Annotated in this window: 18 protein-coding genes and 1 pseudogene; 11 read left to right on the forward strand and 8 right to left on the reverse strand. The window is 71.2% G+C overall.

Translation table 11 applies throughout. The annotated features are described in order from the left end of the window. Both ACWEN3_RS22590 and ACWEN3_RS22595 read right to left on the reverse strand, forming a co-directional pair. Positions 1–183, reverse strand: a pseudogene (locus ACWEN3_RS22590) (CoA transferase); the annotation flags it as partial. Positions 184–500: 317 nt separating this feature from the next. Further along, positions 501–2027, reverse strand: a complete 1527-nt coding sequence (locus ACWEN3_RS22595) for a S8 family peptidase (RefSeq protein ID WP_452973844.1) — start codon at positions 2025–2027, stop codon at positions 501–503. A 260-nt stretch (positions 2028–2287) separates the two neighbouring features. On the opposite strand from ACWEN3_RS22595, the gene ACWEN3_RS22600 reads away from it, so the two are divergent. The 3 genes from ACWEN3_RS22600 (at position 2288) to moaA (ending at position 5427) form a co-directional block, all read left to right on the forward strand. Continuing rightward, positions 2288–2644, forward strand: coding sequence for a DUF485 domain-containing protein (locus ACWEN3_RS22600; RefSeq protein WP_452973847.1), 357 nt, complete (start codon positions 2288–2290; stop codon positions 2642–2644). Next, a complete protein-coding gene (locus ACWEN3_RS22605) occupies positions 2641–4266 on the forward strand; it encodes a solute symporter family protein (RefSeq protein WP_452973850.1) in 1626 nt (541 codons plus the stop codon). The genes ACWEN3_RS22600 and ACWEN3_RS22605 overlap by 4 nt, the downstream gene beginning before the upstream one ends. A 171-nt stretch (positions 4267–4437) precedes the next feature. Next, positions 4438–5427, forward strand: coding sequence for a GTP 3',8-cyclase MoaA (gene moaA / locus ACWEN3_RS22610; RefSeq protein WP_452973852.1), 990 nt, complete (start codon positions 4438–4440; stop codon positions 5425–5427). Between the two features lie 43 nt (positions 5428–5470). On the opposite strand, the gene ACWEN3_RS22615 is transcribed toward moaA, so the two are convergent. Beyond that, positions 5471–5698, reverse strand: a complete 228-nt coding sequence (locus ACWEN3_RS22615; protein ID WP_452973855.1) for a hypothetical protein — start codon at positions 5696–5698, stop codon at positions 5471–5473. Positions 5699–5926: 228 nt separating this feature from the next. After that, positions 5927–6322 carry a DUF3099 domain-containing protein gene (locus tag ACWEN3_RS22620; RefSeq protein WP_452973858.1) on the reverse strand — a complete coding sequence of 132 codons (396 nt, stop codon included), beginning with the start codon at positions 6320–6322 and terminating at the stop codon, positions 5927–5929. Positions 6323–6569: 247 nt separating this feature from the next. Between ACWEN3_RS22620 and ACWEN3_RS22625 the strand changes: the two genes are divergently transcribed. After that, positions 6570–6848 (forward strand): GlsB/YeaQ/YmgE family stress response membrane protein, encoded by a 279-nt coding sequence (locus ACWEN3_RS22625; RefSeq protein ID WP_452973861.1) that lies wholly within the window; start codon positions 6570–6572, stop codon positions 6846–6848. Positions 6849–6959: 111 nt separating this feature from the next. Here the strand turns inward: ACWEN3_RS22625 and tyrS are convergent, their stop codons facing one another. The 3 genes from tyrS to ACWEN3_RS22640 all read right to left on the reverse strand — a co-directional run bounded on the left by tyrS (position 6960) and on the right by ACWEN3_RS22640 (position 11284). Continuing rightward, positions 6960–8228, reverse strand: a complete 1269-nt coding sequence (tyrS, locus tag ACWEN3_RS22630) for a tyrosine--tRNA ligase (RefSeq protein ID WP_452973863.1) — start codon at positions 8226–8228, stop codon at positions 6960–6962. Positions 8229–8283: 55 nt separating this feature from the next. Beyond that, entirely contained in the window at positions 8284–9678 is a 1395-nt protein-coding gene (locus ACWEN3_RS22635) for a metallopeptidase TldD-related protein (protein WP_452973865.1), read from the reverse strand. Between the two features lie 82 nt (positions 9679–9760). After that, positions 9761–11284 (reverse strand): TldD/PmbA family protein, encoded by a 1524-nt coding sequence (locus tag ACWEN3_RS22640; protein ID WP_452973868.1) that lies wholly within the window; start codon positions 11282–11284, stop codon positions 9761–9763. 248 nt (positions 11285–11532) lie between these two features. Here ACWEN3_RS22640 and fabG point away from each other — a divergent pair, with 248 nt between their 5' ends. The 3 genes from fabG (at position 11533) to ACWEN3_RS22655 (ending at position 13584) form a co-directional block, all read left to right on the forward strand. Continuing rightward, positions 11533–12237 carry a 3-oxoacyl-[acyl-carrier-protein] reductase gene (gene fabG, locus ACWEN3_RS22645; protein ID WP_452973871.1) on the forward strand — a complete coding sequence of 235 codons (705 nt, stop codon included), beginning with the start codon at positions 11533–11535 and terminating at the stop codon, positions 12235–12237. Between the two features lie 5 nt (positions 12238–12242). Next, complete coding sequence (gene fabI, locus ACWEN3_RS22650) at positions 12243–13010, forward strand: enoyl-ACP reductase FabI (RefSeq protein WP_452973874.1); 768 nt, start codon at positions 12243–12245, stop codon at positions 13008–13010. 223 nt (positions 13011–13233) lie between these two features. Further along, positions 13234–13584, forward strand: a complete 351-nt coding sequence (locus tag ACWEN3_RS22655; RefSeq protein WP_452973877.1) for a hypothetical protein — start codon at positions 13234–13236, stop codon at positions 13582–13584. Here ACWEN3_RS22655 and ACWEN3_RS22660 read toward each other — a convergent pair. Beyond that, positions 13562–14254 carry a FadR/GntR family transcriptional regulator gene (locus ACWEN3_RS22660; protein WP_452973880.1) on the reverse strand — a complete coding sequence of 231 codons (693 nt, stop codon included), beginning with the start codon at positions 14252–14254 and terminating at the stop codon, positions 13562–13564. The two genes, ACWEN3_RS22655 and ACWEN3_RS22660, sit on opposite strands and share 23 nt — an antisense overlap. Before the next feature lie 123 nt (positions 14255–14377). On the opposite strand from ACWEN3_RS22660, the gene ACWEN3_RS22665 reads away from it, so the two are divergent. The 4 genes from ACWEN3_RS22665 (at position 14378) to ACWEN3_RS22680 (ending at position 16792) form a co-directional block, all read left to right on the forward strand. Then, positions 14378–15655, forward strand: coding sequence for a CynX/NimT family MFS transporter (locus ACWEN3_RS22665; protein WP_452973888.1), 1278 nt, complete (start codon positions 14378–14380; stop codon positions 15653–15655). 44 nt (positions 15656–15699) lie between these two features. Next, entirely contained in the window at positions 15700–15819 is a 120-nt protein-coding gene (locus ACWEN3_RS22670) for an SGM_5486 family transporter-associated protein (RefSeq protein ID WP_099054974.1), read from the forward strand. Between the two features lie 170 nt (positions 15820–15989). Next, positions 15990–16196 carry a hypothetical protein gene (locus ACWEN3_RS22675; RefSeq protein ID WP_452973883.1) on the forward strand — a complete coding sequence of 69 codons (207 nt, stop codon included), beginning with the start codon at positions 15990–15992 and terminating at the stop codon, positions 16194–16196. A gap of 77 nt (positions 16197–16273) precedes the next feature. Continuing rightward, positions 16274–16792: a SixA phosphatase family protein gene (locus ACWEN3_RS22680; RefSeq protein ID WP_452973886.1), complete on the forward strand. Its 519-nt coding sequence runs from the start codon at positions 16274–16276 to the stop codon at positions 16790–16792. The last annotated feature ends 215 nt before the right edge of the window (positions 16793–17007 follow it).

Below are 17007 nucleotides of genomic sequence, written 5' to 3' on the forward strand. Positions count from 1 at the left end.
GAGCCCGGCCCGGCGCGCCCCCAGCTCGGCGGCGGCCAGCGCGCACGCGCCGGCGCAGGCGCGCGCCAGCGGGCGTACGGGCAGGCGCGCGGCGAGGGCGCCGGGGCGCTCGACCGTCGTGACCCGCGAGACGAGGGCGGGATCGCCGCCCAGCGCGGTCCATGCGAACGCGATGTCTGTCATGACAGCACTATGCATTATTGATTGAATCAATATGCGGCCACTGGAGCCGCACCTCCTTGCGCGGCACCTCCGGCCTCGGCCGCGCGACCTGCGCGGTCCGGCGGGCGACCGCCCTGTCGACCAGAAGCCGAAGAGGGCCGGCCAGACCAGCACGTGCACCGGGAGGTAGACGGCGCTCGCCACGAAACGCGGGACCAGCCGTCCCCGGGTTCCCACGCGGCTGGATCTTGATTGGTGTTCATGACCGGATCACGCCGTACGGGTGGGCGGCCCCGGCCCGGACCGCCCACCCGTACCGGCTACTTGACGGCTACCGGCTACTTGACGGCACGCAGCGCGTTCACGACGCCGAAGCCGTAGAAGCCGTTGACGCGCTTGCCGCCGACGCAGGTCGCGTCCACGACCCCGTCGCCGTTGCCGTCGTAGGGCTCGGCCGGGCAGCCCGGGTTGTCCGCCTCGGCCTTCAGCAGGGCCTGCAGCTCGGCCGGAGTGGCGTTCGGCCGCGCCGACTTGAGCAGGGCGGCCACCGCGGCCACGTGCGGGGAGGCCATCGAGGTGCCCTGCAGGAAGCCGTACTGGTCGTTCGGCAGGGTGGACAGGATGCGGCCGTTGTGCGACGGCGTGTCCGGGATCTGGTACTTGTCGCCGCCCGGCCCGGCCACGTCGATCACGCCCTTGCCGTAACTGGAGTAGTACGACTTGACGCCCTTCACGCCCACCGCGCTGACGGTGACCACGCCGGGCAACTGGGTCGGCACGTCGAAGCACTCGTGCGGGTCGACCGTCCGGGTCCGGGCCGTCGAGTCGTCCGGGCTGGAGGCGTCCAAGAGGGCGTGCGAGTCCAGATCGTCGTTGGAGTTGCCCGCCGAGGCCACGTTGAGCGTGCCCTTGCGCTGTGCGTACGACTGCGCCCTGTTGACCGCGTCAACGATGGCACGTTGATCGGGGTCGTCCATGCAGTTGTACAGCCAGGGATCAACGTAGTAGCTGTTGTTGGTGATCTGGATGCCGTGGTCGGCGGCGAACACGAAGGCGCAGACCACGCTCTCCGGGTAGAACAGCGAGCCGGCGTCGGGCTGGGCCACCGTGATGCTGGCGACCCGCACGCCCGGCGCGACCCCCGCCACGCCTATGCCGTTGCGGGCCGCGGCTATCTCACCGGCCACATGGGTGCCGTGGTAGTGGTTGGCGTCCACCGGCCGCCAGGCGCCGTACGTGGTGTCCGCCTTGCCGCTCACGCAGTTCGCCGACTGGGAGGCGGAGAAGTTCGGGGCGATGTCCGGATGGGTGTCGTCCACGCCCGTGTCGATCACACCGACGGTCACGTTCCTGCTGCCCGGGTTGATCCGCGCGGCCTGGTCGGCGCCGATCGCCCGCAGGTCCCACTGGTCCGCCTCCATCGGCTCCTCGCCGGGCGCCGCGCTCCGGGCGAGCCGCGCGGCCTCCGCCTTCGACAGCACCTGCACCGAGCCCTCGTCCGTCGTGCCCGCCGGGCTCAGCGCAGCGGTCCGCGTGGCGCCCGCCGAGTCCACCCCGCGCACCGCCCGCATCCGCGGAGCGAAGTCCGGGTCGGCGGAGTGGACGACGAACACGCCGATCCGGTCGTAACCGGCCACGAGGGTGCCTCCGTTGCGGGTGATCTCCTCCCGCACCGACTCGATCGTGCGGGGGTCCGTACGGGTGTTGACCACGTACGCGAACTCCGGGCCGGCCACCGCCCGCGCGGCCGTGGCCCCGGCGGGCGCCGCCGAGGCCGTCGCCGGCAGGAAGCCGAGCGACGCGGTCAGGGACAGCACGAGGGGCACGGCGAGCGCGAGCCGGCGTCTGGAAGGCAGATGAGCCATGGGATCTCCACATCATCCGGATACAGAACCGCCCGAGACACGGATCGGCGCTCGGGCAGGTACATGGCGGGTGGTGCAGGCTGAAACTAACCCCATGGCCCAGTGATCGGCAATGACTTGGCAATGACTCGCCAAGACGGCTTGCGAAAGAACTCATAGGACTTGAACCGGTCCTCGCGTGGCGCCGTGGACCTCGGCAGGGAGCGCTAGCACCATCGAGCCCCCGGTCGAAATAGCATCCGCAAACGCGAGGAGACCCCGTGGCCACCGAGACACCGCCCCCCGCGACACCGGGGGCCCCACTTCCCTCCACCGAGGAGTTCACAGAAGTTCAGCAGAGCGCGGAGTTCGGTGAACTGCGCCATGCCCACCGCTCGTTCGCCTTCCCGCTGACCGTCGCCTTCGTCGCCTGGTACCTGCTGTACGTGCTGCTCTCCAACTACGCGGGCGGCTTCATGGGCACGAAGGTGGCGGGCAACGTCAACGTGGCCCTGGTCCTGGGCCTCGCCCAGTTCCTCACCACCTTCCTCATCGCCTGGTGGTACGCACGGCACGCCGCCGCCAAACTCGACCCACGGGCCGAGGCCATCAAGTCCCGGATGGAGGGCGGAGCATGAGCCCCGCGGCGCACACCCTGCTGGCCGCCGGCGAGGCGAGCCAGCACCGGACGCTGATCGTCACCCTGTTCGCGGTCTTCGTCGCCGCGACCCTCGTCATCACGGTCTGGGCGGGCCGCCAGACCAAGGACGCCGCCGACTTCTACGCCGGCGGCCGCCAGTTCACCGGATTCCAGAACGGCCTCGCCGTCTCCGGCGACTACATGTCCGCCGCGTCCTTCCTCGGCATCGCCGGCGCCATCGCCCTCTTCGGCTACGACGGCTTCCTGTACTCCATCGGCTTCCTGGTCGCCTGGCTGGTCGCCCTGCTCCTGGTCGCCGAGCCGCTGCGCAACTCCGGCCGCTACACGATGGGCGACGTGCTCGCCTATCGGATGCGCCAGCGACCCGTCCGCACCGCCGCCGGAACCTCCACGATCGTCGTGTCGATCTTCTACCTGCTCGCCCAGATGGCCGGCGCGGGCGTCCTGGTGTCCCTCCTGCTCGGCATCACCAGCGACGGCGGCAAGATCGGCATCGTCGCCCTCGTCGGCGTCCTGATGATCGTGTACGTCACCATCGGCGGCATGAAGGGCACCACCTGGGTCCAGATGGTCAAGGCGGTGCTGCTGATCATCGGCGCGCTGCTGCTGACCTTCCTGGTCCTGCTGAAGTTCCACTTCAACCTCTCGGACCTGCTCGGCAAGGCCGCCGACAACAGCGGCAAGGGCTCGGCGTTCCTGGAGCCCGGCCTGAAGTACGGCGCCACCGGGACCACCAAGCTGGACTTCATCTCGCTCGGTATCGCCCTGGTCCTCGGCACCGCCGGCCTGCCGCACATCCTGATCCGCTTCTACACGGTGCCGACCGCGAAGGCGGCCCGTAAGTCGGTCATCTGGGCCATCGGCCTGATCGGCGCCTTCTACCTGATGACCCTCGCCCTCGGCTTCGGCGCGGCCGCGCTGATCAAACCGGCCGAGATCATCGCCTCCAACAAGGCGGGCAACACCGCCGCCCCCCTCCTCGCCCTGCACCTCGGGGGAGTGGACTCCGACTGGGGCGCCGTCCTGCTCGCCACCGTCTCCGCGGTCGCCTTCGCCACCATCCTCGCGGTCGTCGCCGGCCTCACCCTCGCCTCGTCCTCCTCCTTCGCCCACGACATCTACGCGAACGTCATCAGGAAGGGACAGGCCACCGAGAAACAGGAGCTCGGCGCGGCCCGCTGGGCGACCGTCGGCATCGGCGCGGTCTCGATCCTCCTCGGCGCCATGGCCCGCGACCTCAACGTGGCCGGCCTGGTCGCCCTCGCCTTCGCCGTCGCCGCCTCCGCCAACCTGCCCACGATCCTCTACAGCCTCTTCTGGAAGCGGTTCACCACCACGGGCGCCCTGTGGTCGATCTACGGCGGCCTGGTCACCGCGGTCGGCCTGGTGCTGTTCTCCCCGGTGGTGTCCGGCAGCCCGGCCTCGATGTTCCCGGGCGTCGACTTCCACTGGTTCCCGCTGGAGAACCCCGGGATCATCTCCATCCCGGTCGGCTTCCTGCTCGGCGCAGTGGGCACTCTGTTGTCGAAGGAGGTCCCGGACGCCGGCAAGTACGCCGAACTGGAGGTGCGGTCCCTGACCGGGACGGGCGCGCACTGAGGTTCGTACGGACGGCCGCGTCGTTCAGGACTGTACGGTCCTACGACGCGGCCGCGCCGTACCTCGTGGGATCAGGCCGCTGTCGTTGTCGGTTCTGTCACGTAGGCTCACAGGTGACGGAAGGCTCGCAGCCGACACAGAATGAGTGATCCGGAGAGGGAGGGGGCCCACGTGCTCGTCGACACCTATGGCCGAGTGGCCACCGACCTGAGGGTCTCGCTGACCGACCGGTGCAACCTGCGCTGCACGTACTGCATGCCCGAGGAGGGCCTGCAGTGGCTGGCCAAGCCCGACCTGCTGACGGACGACGAGATCGTCCGCCTCATCGACATCGCGGTGCGGCTGCTCGGCATCGAGGAAGTCCGCTTCACAGGGGGCGAGCCGCTGCTGCGCCCCGGCCTGGTCGGCATCGTCGAACGCGTCGCCGACCTCGCCCCGCGCCCCCAGATGTCCCTCACCACCAACGGCATCGGCCTGCGGCGCACCGCGGCCGCCCTGAAGGCGGCGGGCCTGGACCGGGTCAACGTCTCCCTGGACACCCTCCGGCCGGACGTCTTCAAGGCCCTCACCCGCCGCGACCGCCACAAGGACGTCATCGAAGGCCTGCGGGCCGCCGGCGAGGCGGACCTCACCCCGGTCAAGGTCAACACGGTCCTCATGCCCGGGCTGAATGCGGACGAGGCCCCCGACCTGCTGGCCTGGGCCGTGGAGAACGACTACGAACTGCGGTTCATCGAGCAGATGCCCCTGGACGCCCAGCACGGCTGGAAGCGCGAGGGCATGGTCACCGCCGGGGACATCCTCGCCTCCCTGCGCACCCGCTTCGACCTCACCCCCGAGGGCGCCGCGGAGCGCGGCTCGGCGCCGGCGGAGCGCTGGCTCGTGGACGGCGGCCCGCACCGGGTCGGCGTGATCGCCTCGGTCACCCGCCCGTTCTGCGCGGCCTGCGACCGCACCCGCCTGACCGCCGACGGCCAGATACGCACCTGCCTGTTCGCCACCGAGGAGACCGACCTGCGCACGGCCCTGCGCTCCGGCGCACCCGACGAGGAGATCGCCCGCATCTGGCGCCTGGCGATGTGGGGCAAGAAGGCGGGCGCGGGCCTGGACGACCCGTCGTTCGTGCAGCCGGACCGCCCCATGTCGGCGATCGGCGGCTAGCGCCGTGCCGGGCGCTCGCGAGCCGGTGAACTCCGGTCGCAGCCTAGGCGTCCCCGGACTCCTCGGCCGCCTGCCACTCCTCCAGCGCCACGACGTCCTTCAGGAAGCCCCGCACCCCCAGGAACTGCGACAGATGCTCGCGGTGCTCCTCGCACGCGAGCCATGTCTTGCGCCGCTCCGGCGTGTGGATCTTCGGGTTGTTCCACGCCAGCACCCACAGGGCGGCGGCACGGCAGCCCTTGGCGGAGCAGATCGGGGTCTCGTCACTCACGGGTTCGTCTCGGGTTCGTCTCACGAAAAAAGGGGCCGAACAAGGCGACGCCGAGCAGCCACGGGGGGAGCTGCCCGGCGTCGGTCCGTCGCTCCGACGGGGGATGCGGAGCGCGTACGCAGTATGTCACGGGGACCCCACCGCCCGGCACCGGAACAGCACGATTGATCTGAGCTTTTCTTGAGCTTGACGGGGGGTCGCGTTCCGCTTCCACCACGTCCGCCGTGGTCACCCGGGGTCGGGCCCTTCACCGTGCACACCGGCCGCCGGGTTCGTCGGCGCGTCCCCGGACTCGGTCTCCGCCTGCTCGTCCTCGGCCTCGGGCGCCTTGATCATCGGGCGCATGGGCACGGTGACGAACGTCGAGGGAAGGGAGGGCGGCCTCTCGCGGCCCGCGTTCGCGATCACCACGGCGATGTAGGGCAGGATCGCGCCGGCCACCAGCGCCACGATGGCGAAGTACCGTTCGACGTTCCACAACGTGGCCGCGAGGATCACCGACACGGTGCGGATCGTCATCGAGATGACATAGCGCCGCTGCCTGCCGCGCACGTCCTCGGCGAGTCCCGTCCGGGCTCCCGTGATCCGGAACACCTGGACGTTGCCGCCGTGCTGTTTCCGCATCACCATCCACCATCCGCCCGCATCGGACTCTCCCCCCGGTCCGCACTCCCGTCCGGGCCCGGCGGGGAACCGGTGCCAGAACAACTCCACGTTACGCCGCGGCCGCGCCGCCCACGAGACCGGGTCGTCCCCTGCCTGCGGCAACGCCGCCGGCCCCCGCGCGTACGGCGGAACCCGACATGCGCCGAACGGCGGACCGACCCAGACTGACCGTGATGCTCACGTCGATCCGTACGAGGAGGCAGCCATGGGCTGGTTGTGGGCGATCATCGTGGGATTCGTGCTGGGCCTCATCGCCAAGGCGGTCATCCCGGGCAAGCAGCACAGCCCCCTCTGGCTGACCACCATCTGCGGCATCCTCGGCGCCATCGCGGGCAACGCGGTCGCCCGTGCCCTCGGCGTCGAGTCGACCCGGGGCATCGACTGGTCCCGGCACATCTTCCAGCTCGTGGCCGCGATCATCATCGTCGCCGTGGTCGACGCCCTCTACATGGCGACCCTCGGCAAGCGCAAACAGCACGCCTGAGCCGGCAGCGACCCGAGAGAGAAGACGGAGAGGACGAAGAAGGGGCGCGGGGGACGCGCGAGAAGCCACGGCCGAAGCCGCGTCTCGCGGACCACCCACGCCCCGGTGGCGCTATGCGCCGGTGACCTCCACCGCGGCCAGGTTCTTCTTGCCCCGCCGCAGCACCAGCCAGCGACCGTGCAGCAGATCCTCCCGCGCCGGTACGGAGTCCTCGGCGGCGACCTTCACGTTGTTCACGTAGGCCCCGCCCTCCTTCACGGTCCGCCGCGCCGCGGACTTGCTGGCGACCAGCCCGACCTCGGCCAGCAGATCCACCACCGGACCCGGCTCGGCGACCCGGATGTGCGGCAGCTCGGACAGTGCCGCCGCCAGCGTCCTCTCGTCCAGCTCCGCCAGCTCGCCCTGGCCGAACAGCGCCTTGGACGCGGCGATCACCGCGGCCGTCTGCCCGGCGCCGTGCACCAGCGTCGTCAGCTCCTCGGCGAGCGCGCGCTGCGCCGCCCGGGCCTGCGGACGCTCCTCCGTCTGCCGCTCCAGCTCCTCGATCTCCTCGCGGGAGCGGAAGCTGAAGATGCGCAGGAACTTCGAGACGTCCCGGTCGTCGGCGTTGACCCAGAACTGGTAGAACGCGTACGGCGTGGTCATCTCGGGGTCGAGCCAGACCGTGCCGGACTCGGTCTTGCCGAACTTGGTGCCGTCCGCCTTGGTGATCAGCGGGGTGCCGAGCGCGTGCACCACGGCGTCCGGCTCGACCCGGTGGATCAGGTCGGTGCCCGAGGTGAGGTTGCCCCACTGGTCGCTGCCGCCGGTCTGCAGGGTGCAGCCGTACCGCCGGTACAGCTCCAGGAAGTCCATGCCCTGCAGGATCTGGTAGCTGAACTCGGTGTAGCTGATGCCCGCGTCGGAGTTGAGCCGCCGGGAGACGGCCTCCTTCGCGATCATCTTGTTGACCCGGAAGTGCTTGCCGATGTCCCGCAGGAACTCGATGGCCGACAGGCCCTGGGTCCAGTCCAGGTTGTTGACCATCACCGCGGCGTTCGGACCCTCGAAGTCCAGCAGCGGCTCGATCTGCGCGCGCAGCCGCTCCACCCACTGGGCGACGGTCTCCGGCGCGTTCAGCGTGCGCTCCGCGGTGGGCTTCGGGTCGCCGATCAGACCGGTGGCACCCCCGACCAGGCCCAGCGGGCGGTGACCCGCCCGCTGGATGCGGCGCATCGTCAGGATCTGCACCAGGTTGCCGAGGTGCAGACTGGGCGCGGTCGGGTCGAAGCCGCAATAGAACGTGACAGGACCGTCCGCGAACGCCTTGCGCAGTGCGTCCTCGTCCGTGGAGAGGGCGATGAGCCCCCGCCACTTCAGTTCGTCGACGATGTCCGTCACGGTTCTCGTGTCTCCTCGGGATGCTGGGGCGGTCGGGTGACAGCCGACTACGAGGTTATACGCCCTGGCTGACAGAACTCATGTTGAAATCGGGGACCCGCAGCGCGGGCATCGCGGCCCGGGTGAACCAGTCGCTCCACTCCCGCGGCAGCGTCCGCTCCGTACGGCCCGCCTCCGTGGCCCGCCGCAGCAGCTCCACCGGCGACTCGTTGAACCGGAAGTTGTTCACCTGCCCGGTCACCTCGCCGTTCTCCACGAGGTAGACGCCGTCCCGGGTCAGACCGGTGAGCAGCAGCGTCGCCGGATCGACCTCGCGGATGTACCACAGGCAGGTCAGCAACAGCCCGCGCTCGGTGTCCGCGACCATCTGCTCCAGGGAGCGGTCGTTCCCGCCGTCCAGGATCAGGTTCCCCAGCGCCGGGGCGACCGGCAGCCCGGTCAGGGCGGCGCTGTGCCGGGTCGTCGTCAGATGCCTGAGCACGCCCTCGTCGATCCAGTCGGTGGCGTGCGCCGGCAGGCCGTTGTCGAACACCGACTGGTCGCCGCCCGAGGAGTGGGCGACCACGAAGGGCGGGCACTCCAGGCCCGGCTCGTTCGGGTCGCTGCGCAGGGTCAGGGGCAGCTCGGAGAGCTTCTCGCCGATCCGCGTGCCGCCGCCCGGCCGGGAGAACACCGTGCGTCCCTCGGCCGCGTCCCGGCCCGACGCCGACCACAGCTGGTAGATCAGCAGGTCCGCGACGGCGGTCGGCGGCAGCAGCGTCTCGTAGCGGCCCGCGGGCAGCTCCACGCGCCGCTCGGCCCAGCCCAGGCGTACGGCCAGCTCGGCGTCCAGGGCGCCCGGGTCGACGTCCTTGAAGTCCCGGGTGGAGCGGCCGGCCCAGGCCGAGCGCGTGCGGTCGGGCGACTTGGCGTTCAGCTCCAGCGTGCCGGTCGGCTGGTCGTGCCGCAGCCGCAGTCCGGTGGACGTGCCCACGTACGTCGACACCAGCTCGTGGTTGGCGAAGCCGTACAGCTCCCGGCCGCCCGCACGCGCGCGTGCGAAGGCCTCGCCGAGCGCCGGGGCGAAGTCGGCGAACACCGCGGAGGAGGTCTCGGCGGGCGCGTCGGTGAAGTCCTGCGCCTGCGGCACGTCCGTGACCAGCGGCTGCGCGTCCTCGGCGGGCCCGGCCCCGCGCGCGGCCTCCTCGGCGGCGCGGACCAGCGGCTCCAGCTCGTCCGCCGTGACGGCCGAGCGCGAGACGACACCGGAGGCCGTGCCCTCCTTGCCGTCCACGGTCGCGATCACCGTGAGCGTACGGCCCCGGGTCACACCGTTCGTGGTGAGCGCGTTGCCGGCCCAGCGCAGGTTGGCGGTGGACTGCTCGTCCGCGATGACGACGCAGCCGTCGGCCCGGGACAGCGCGAGGGCCTGCTCGACGACCTCGTGCGGCTTGTTGGTACGGGCGCTCATCGACCGGCCTCCTGCGTGGTGTCGAGACTGTGCTTCGCCGGGGGACGACCCCCGGACCCCCGGCCGAACTCCGTGCGGGCGCTCATCGGCCGGCCTCCTGCGTGGTGTTGAGGATGTTGACGCCTCGGAACAGTGCCGAAGGGCAGCCGTGGGACACGGCGGCGACCTGGCCCGGCTGGGCCTTGCCGCAGTTGAAGGCGCCGCCGAGGACATAGGTCCCCGGACCGCCCACGGCCGCCATCGACCCCCAGAAGTCGGTGGTCGTGGCCTGGTAGGCGACGTCCTTCAGCTGCCCGGTGATCCGCCCGTTCTCGATCCGGAAGAAGCGCTGCCCGGTGAACTGGAAGTTGTACCGCTGCATGTCGATCGACCAGGACCGGTCGCCGACCACGTAGATGCCCCGGTCCACGCCCCCGATCAGGCCCTCGGTGGACAGCCCGGCGGGGTCCGGCCGCAGCGACACGTTGGCCATGCGCTGCACCGGCACATGGGCGGGGGAGTCGGCGAACGCGCACCCGTTGGACCGCTCGAACCCGGTCAGCCGGGCGATCCTGCGGTCCAGCTGGTAGCCCACCAGCGTGCCGTCCTTCACCAGGTCCCAGGACTGCGCCTCGACGCCCTCGTCGTCGTACCCGACGGTCGCGAGGCCGTGCTCGGCGGTGCGGTCTCCGGTGACGTTCATCAGCTCCGAGCCGTACGTCAGCTTGCCCAGCTGGTCGAAGGTGGCGAAGGAGGTGCCGGCGTAGGCGGCCTCGTAGCCCAGCGCCCGGTCCAGCTCCGTCGCGTGCCCGATGGACTCGTGGATGGTCAGCCACAGGTTGGACGGGTCGACGACCAGGTCGTACAGGCCCGGCTCCACGCTCGGCGCCCGCATCTTCTCGGCGAGCAGCTCCGGGATCTGCTCCAGCTCCGCGTCCCAGTCCCAGCCGGTGCCGGTCAGGTACTCCCAGCCGCGCCCCACGGGCGGGGCGATGGTCCGCATGGAGTCGAACTCCCCGCTCGACTCGTCGACCGACACGGCGGTCAGCTGCGGATGCAGCCGCACCCGCTGCTGGGTGGTCACGGTCCCGGCGGTGTCGGCGTAGAACTTGTTCTCGTGCACGGTGAGCAGCGAGGCGTCCACGTGGTTGACGCCGTTCGCCGCGAGCAGCTGCGCGCTCCAGTCCGCCAGCAGCGCCGCCTTCTCCTCGGCGGGCACCGAGAACGGGTCGATGCCGTACGAGGAGATCCAGGTCTTGTCGGCGTGCACGGGTTCGCCGGCGAGTTCCACCCTCTCGTCGGAGCCCGCCGCCTTGATCACCTGCGCGGACAGCTGGGCCATGGAGACGGCCTGCGCGGCGACCCTCGCCGCCGCGTCCATGGTCAGATCCACTCCGGACGCGAAGCCCCACGTACCGCCGTGCACGACCCGGACCGCGTACCCGAGGTCGGTGGTGTCCGACGATCCCGCGGGCTTGGCGTCCCGCAGCCGCCAGGACGCGCTGCGCACCCGCTCGAACCGGAAGTCCGCGTGCTCGGCCCCGAGCGCACGCGCGCGGGCCAGCGCGGCGTCGGCCAGGGCCCTGAGCGGCAGCGCCGTGAAGGCTTCGTCGATGGAATGAGGCACGGAGGTCTCCCTGCTGTCGTGGCCTGTCGACCCGATCATGTCGCGCGAGCGCCCCGGGGGACCACACCCTTTCGGTTCCGGACCGGCAGATTCTGTAGGGACCCGACAGGGACTGTCCCGCGCCACTGTCGGTGCCCGAATGCCCACGGGCGCGGCGGTACCGATAGGTTTTCGAGGAAGCCGCCTGTCATTCCGGTGTTCGGGCGGGTTGTCGGACATCTGCAGACCGCTATCGAAAGGGTGATCCGTTGAGCCGCTCGGTTCTCGTCACCGGAGGTAACCGGGGCATCGGCCTCGCCATCGCCCGGGCTTTCGCCGACGCCGGCGACAAGGTCGCGATCACGTACCGCTCGGGTGAGCCGCCGGCCGGTTTCCTCGCCGTCAAGTGCGACATAACGGACCCGGAGCAGGTGGAGCAGGCCTACAAGGAGATCGAGGACCAGCACGGTCCGGTCGAGGTCCTCGTCGCCAACGCCGGCGTCACCAGGGACCAGCTCCTGTTGCGCATGTCCGAGGAGGACTTCACCTCGGTCATCGACACCAACCTCACCGGCACCTTCCGTGTCGTCAAGCGTGCCAACCGCGGCATGCTGCGCGCCAAGAAGGGCCGCGTCGTCCTGATCTCCTCCGTGGTCGGCCTGCTCGGCTCCGCGGGGCAGGCGAACTACGCCGCCTCCAAGGCCGCCCTGGTCGGCTTCGCGCGCTCCCTCGCCCGTGAGCTGGGTTCACGCAACCTCACCTTCAACGTCGTCGCGCCCGGCTTCGTCGACACCGACATGACCAAGGTGCTCACCGACGAGCAGCGCGCGAACATCGTGTCGCAGGTGCCGCTCGGCCGTTACGCGCAGCCGGAGGAGATCGCCGCGACGGTGCGGTTCCTCGCCTCGGACGACGCCTCGTACATCACTGGAGCCGTCATCCCCGTTGACGGCGGACTGGGAATGGGTCACTGATCACCATGAGCGGAATCCTCGAGGGCAAGCGCGTCCTGATCACCGGTGTGCTGATGGAGTCCTCCATCGCCTTCCACACCGCCAAGCTCGCGCAGGAGCAGGGCGCCGAGATCATCCTCACCGCGTTCCCGCGGCCCACGCTGACCGAGCGCATCGCCAGGAAGCTGCCGAAGCCGACCAAGGTCATCGAGCTGGACGTCACCAACGACGAGCACCTCGGCCGGCTGGCCGACGTGGTCGGCGAGGAGCTGGGCGGCCTCGACGGTGTCGTGCACTCCATCGGCTTCGCGCCGCAGGACGCGCTCGGCGGCAACTTCCTCAACACGCCGTTCGAGTCGGTGGCCACCGCCATGCACGTCTCGGCGTACTCGCTGAAGTCGCTGACCATGGCCTGCCTGCCGCTGATGCAGAACGGCGGCTCGGTCGTCGGCCTCACCTTCGACGCGCAGTTCGCGTGGCCGCAGTACGACTGGATGGGCCCGGCCAAGGCCGCCCTCGAGGCCACCAACCGCTACATGGCGCGCGACCTGGGCAAGCAGAACATCCGCTGCAACCTCATCTCGGCCGGCCCGATCGGCTCCATGGCCGCCAAGTCCATCCCGGGCTTCAGCGAGCTGGCCTCCGTGTGGGACAGCCGCTCCCCGCTGGAGTGGGACCTGAAGGACCCCGAGCCGGCCGGCCGTGGTGTCGTCGCCCTGCTCAGCGACTGGTTCCCGAAGACCACCGGCGAGATCGTCCACGTGGACGGCGGTCTGCACGCGATCGGCGCCTGATCGTCGGCGCCTGATCGGGACCGCCGAGGCCCGAGCGACGAGGCCCGCACCCTTCCCGGGGTGCGGGCCTCGTGCGTGCCGGGTCCGGGGGCGGCGGCGCACCCGTGCCGGGCCCGTCACCCGTTCGGCTCACCGGTCGGGCGCCCAGCCGTGCGGGCGGCGCACCCTGATTACGCGTTCACCTGGCACGTCCCTCCCCCAGCCCGGCCGAGGAGGTCCCCTTGTGCGCCTGTCCCGCAGCCTCGCCCCGCTGACCGTGGCCGTCGCCCTGGTGCTGTCCCTGCCGTACGACGCGATGCCCCAGGCGCGCGTGAGCGACGGAAAGCCGCCCGCGCCGAGCCTGTTCGGCGCCGCCTGCCGGACGACCGTCCGCGGCTCCCATGTGGTGGCCCACTGCCACAATCCCTATGTCGACACCGACCGTGTCCGCCTGCACATCGAGTGCGCCCGCTGGTGGGACATCGACACCGACAGCGCTCCGGTGGACACCGGGCCCGCCATGACCGTACGGCTGTCCGGACGGTGCTGGAAGGAGGTCCGCTCGGTGTGGATCAGTCACCAGAAGGTGGGCTGACCCTGCCCGGACGGCACTGGAACGGATAGCTCGCGGCCTCCGTCGCCGCCGCCTCGGCGTCGCCCGTGCGGATCGCGTCCACGAGCAGCGTGTGGTCCATGTACGTCTCCGGCGTCAGCTCCGCACCGACGTCCGCGCGCAGCCAGTCCCGCAGCACCTCGCCGAGGTCGGCGTACATCGCCGTCATGACGTCGTTGTGGGAGGCGGCCACCACCGCCAGGTGGAAGGTGGCGTCGGCCGTCACGAAGGCCTCCGCGTCGCCCGTCTCCCAGGCCTCCTCGCGCCGCACGAGCAGCGCGTCCAGCTGTTTGAGGTCCTTCTCGGTGCGCCGCACGGCGGCCAGCTTGGCGGCTGCGGACTCCAGCGTCGCGCGCAGTTCGGCGATGTGCCGCGGGTCCGCGCCGGCGAACCGGCGGTGCATCACGCCGGCGAGTTCGCTCGTCGCCACGACGTAGGTGCCGGAGCCCTGCCGGATGTCCAGCAGCCCGTTGTGGGCGAGCGCGCGGACGGCCTCGCGGACCGTGTTGCGGGCGACACCGAGCTGCTCGACCAGCTCCGGCTCGGTCGGAATGCGGGCGCCCACCGGCCACTCGCCGGACGTGATCTGGTTGCGCAGCGCCGCGATGACCTGCTCGGACAGCGCCGAACGGCGCGGGTGGCTCAGGGGCATGGCACACCTTCGCACGAGAGGCCGGGACGCGGGCGCCCCGGGCATGTACAGCCAATCATCCCATGATTCTATGATGGCCTCATGGCTAGTGAGGAAAACCGGACAGTGGACACCCGTACGGCGATGTCACCGACCGAACGCGGTACGGGCGCCGCGGCGAGCACGGCCGAGAGGGCCCCCGCCGCGGGACCCGCGCGCGCGTGGGCGATCCGCCTGGTGATCGTCGGCATCGTGCTGTCGGCGATCAACCTCCGCCCGGCCATCACGAGCCTCGGCGCCCTCCTGGAGGAGGTCCGAGGCGGGCTCGGCATGAGCGGCAGCGTGGCCGGACTGCTCACCTCCGTGCCCCCGCTGTGCTTCGCGGTCTTCGGCGTGACCGCGCCCCACCTGGCCCGCCGCTTCGGACCGGCCGCCGTGGTCTGCGCCGGCATGGCCGCCATCACCACGGGCCTGCTGATACGCCCGTACGTCGGGAGCACCGGCGGATTCCTCGCCGCCAGCGCGCTCGCCCTGATGGGCATCGCCGTCAGCAACGTGCTGATGCCGGTCATCGTCAAGCGCTGGTTCCCCGACCGGGTCGGCTCCATGACCGGCCTGTACTCGATGGCCCTCGCCCTCGGCACCTCCGTCGCGGCGGCGGTCACCGTGCCGCTGACCGACGCCATGGGCGGCAGCTGGAAGCCCGGACTCGCCGTCTGGGCGGCCGTCGCCGCCGTGGCCGTCCTGCCCTGGCTGCCGCTGGTCCGGGACCGCGGCGCCGCCCCCGCGCAGGAACCCGGGCGGTCGCCCGCGGCCCCGGAGGGGCAGCCCCCGCTGCGGATCAGCCGCAGCCGTACCGCCTGGGCGCTCGCCGTCTTCTTCGGCCTCCAGGCCACCGCTGCCTACATCACCATGGGCTGGATGGCGCAGATCTTCCGCGACGCCGGTGTCCCGGCGGGCACCGCGGGTGTGCTGCTCGCCGTCACCATGGTGATGGGCGTGCCGCTTGCCTTCGTCATTCCGCGGGTCGCCACGCGGCTGCCCCACCAGGGGCCGATCGTGCTGGTGCTGGGCGTGTGCGGGCTCGCCGGATACGCCGGCCTGTACTTCGCGCCGGCCGGCGGCGCCTGGGCCTGGGCGGTGCTGCTCGGCGTCTCCAACTGCGCCTTCCCGCTCGCCCTGACGATGGTCGGCATGCGGGCCCGCAGCGGCCCGGGCGTGGCCCAGCTGTCCGCGTTCGCGCAGAGCACCGGCTATCTGATCTCCATCCCCGGCCCGCTCCTGGTCGGCGTGCTCTACCAGCACAGCGGCGGCTGGGGCCTGCCGATCGCCCTGATGGCGGGCCTGATGCTGCCCCAGATGGCGGTGGGCTTCCTGGCCGGCCGCGACCGCACGGTGGAGGACGAGGCGGCGCGGCGCTGACCCCCCTGGGCGGGGAAGCGGAGGAAGGGTGCGAGACTGTGCGCATGCAGCCTGTGCTCGACCCGAACCCGCAGAACGGCCAGAAGAAGATGCTGCTCGTCTTCGGCTCGTTCCTCGCCATCTTCGTGATCATCGCCGTCATCGCGACCCTCGCGTCCCCGTGACGGCCACCCTCCCGGCGGATGGTGGGGCTGTCCCCACCATCCCCTAGGGGGAAAGGCTCAGGGTCAACTGGGTGGAAGTCCGGATGGGTTGGCGGCCCCCGGTTCCGTAGCTTCGAGATGTGGCCGCGCGAGGCGGTCACGGACCCGCTCGAAGACCCACGGAGGCGATCATGCCGGCCCGCACCCACTCCCGGCCCCACCCGGCGACCACGGGCGGCGTCGGCATCCGGCTGCCCTGGTGGGCCCTCGCCCTGCCCGCGCTCGCCTTCATCGCGCTGCTGCTGCTGATACTCAACCCGGCGGACGCCCACGCGGCGGGCGACGGCCCGGCCATCACCCTCCTCGTCGAGCGCGCCCAGCAGCTCCTCGCGCACTGACCCGGTGCCCCCTCCGCGGCGAATCCGCATGTCAACTCCCTGCGCCACGTGCCCTTTTTCATGCGAAGCTGGGACCCATGAGCGTCGCAGAACCCCGCAGGATCGCCCTCTTCCGGCATGCGAAAGCCGACTGGCCACAGGTGTCCGACCATGAGCGCCCCCTCGCCGAGCGGGGCCGCATGGACGCCGCGGTCGCCGGACGCAAGCTGACCGACACCGGCATCACCTTCGACCTGGCCCTGTGCTCCACCGCGACCCGGACCCGCGAGACCTGGAAGCTCGCCGTCCACGAACTGGCGCACCGGCCGAAAACCGTCTACGAGGAGCGGCTCTACGAGGCCTCGCCCGGCGAGCTGATCGCCGTTCTCAACGAGATCCCGGACGACGTCAGGACCGTGATCCTGATCGGCCACAACCCGGGCGTGCACGGCCTCGCCGACATCCTGGCCGGCTCGGACGAGGGCGACGCCCGCGACCGGATGAACCGCCGCGGCTTCCCCGCCGCCGGCTTCGCGCTGCTGTCCTTCGACGGCCCCTGGAAGAGCCTGGAGCCGGGCGGGGCCACACTCACGGACTACTGGGCGCCCTCGGAGTGACCCGGACGTGACGCCGTAGCGTGCGCGACACGGCACAGGCGGTACGCGAAGGGCCCGGCACCCCCAGGATGCCGGGCCCTTCCACGTCCGGCGCGAGCGCTCCGGCTCAGCCCTCGTCGTGGGTGTCGGCCGCCTCGACCTCTTCCCGGGTGACGCCGAGCAGCTCCCGGGCGATACGGCTGCGCTCCTCCAGCACGGTGCGGCGGGCCCGCTCC

The organism is Streptomyces sp. NPDC004561, from assembly GCF_053602155.1.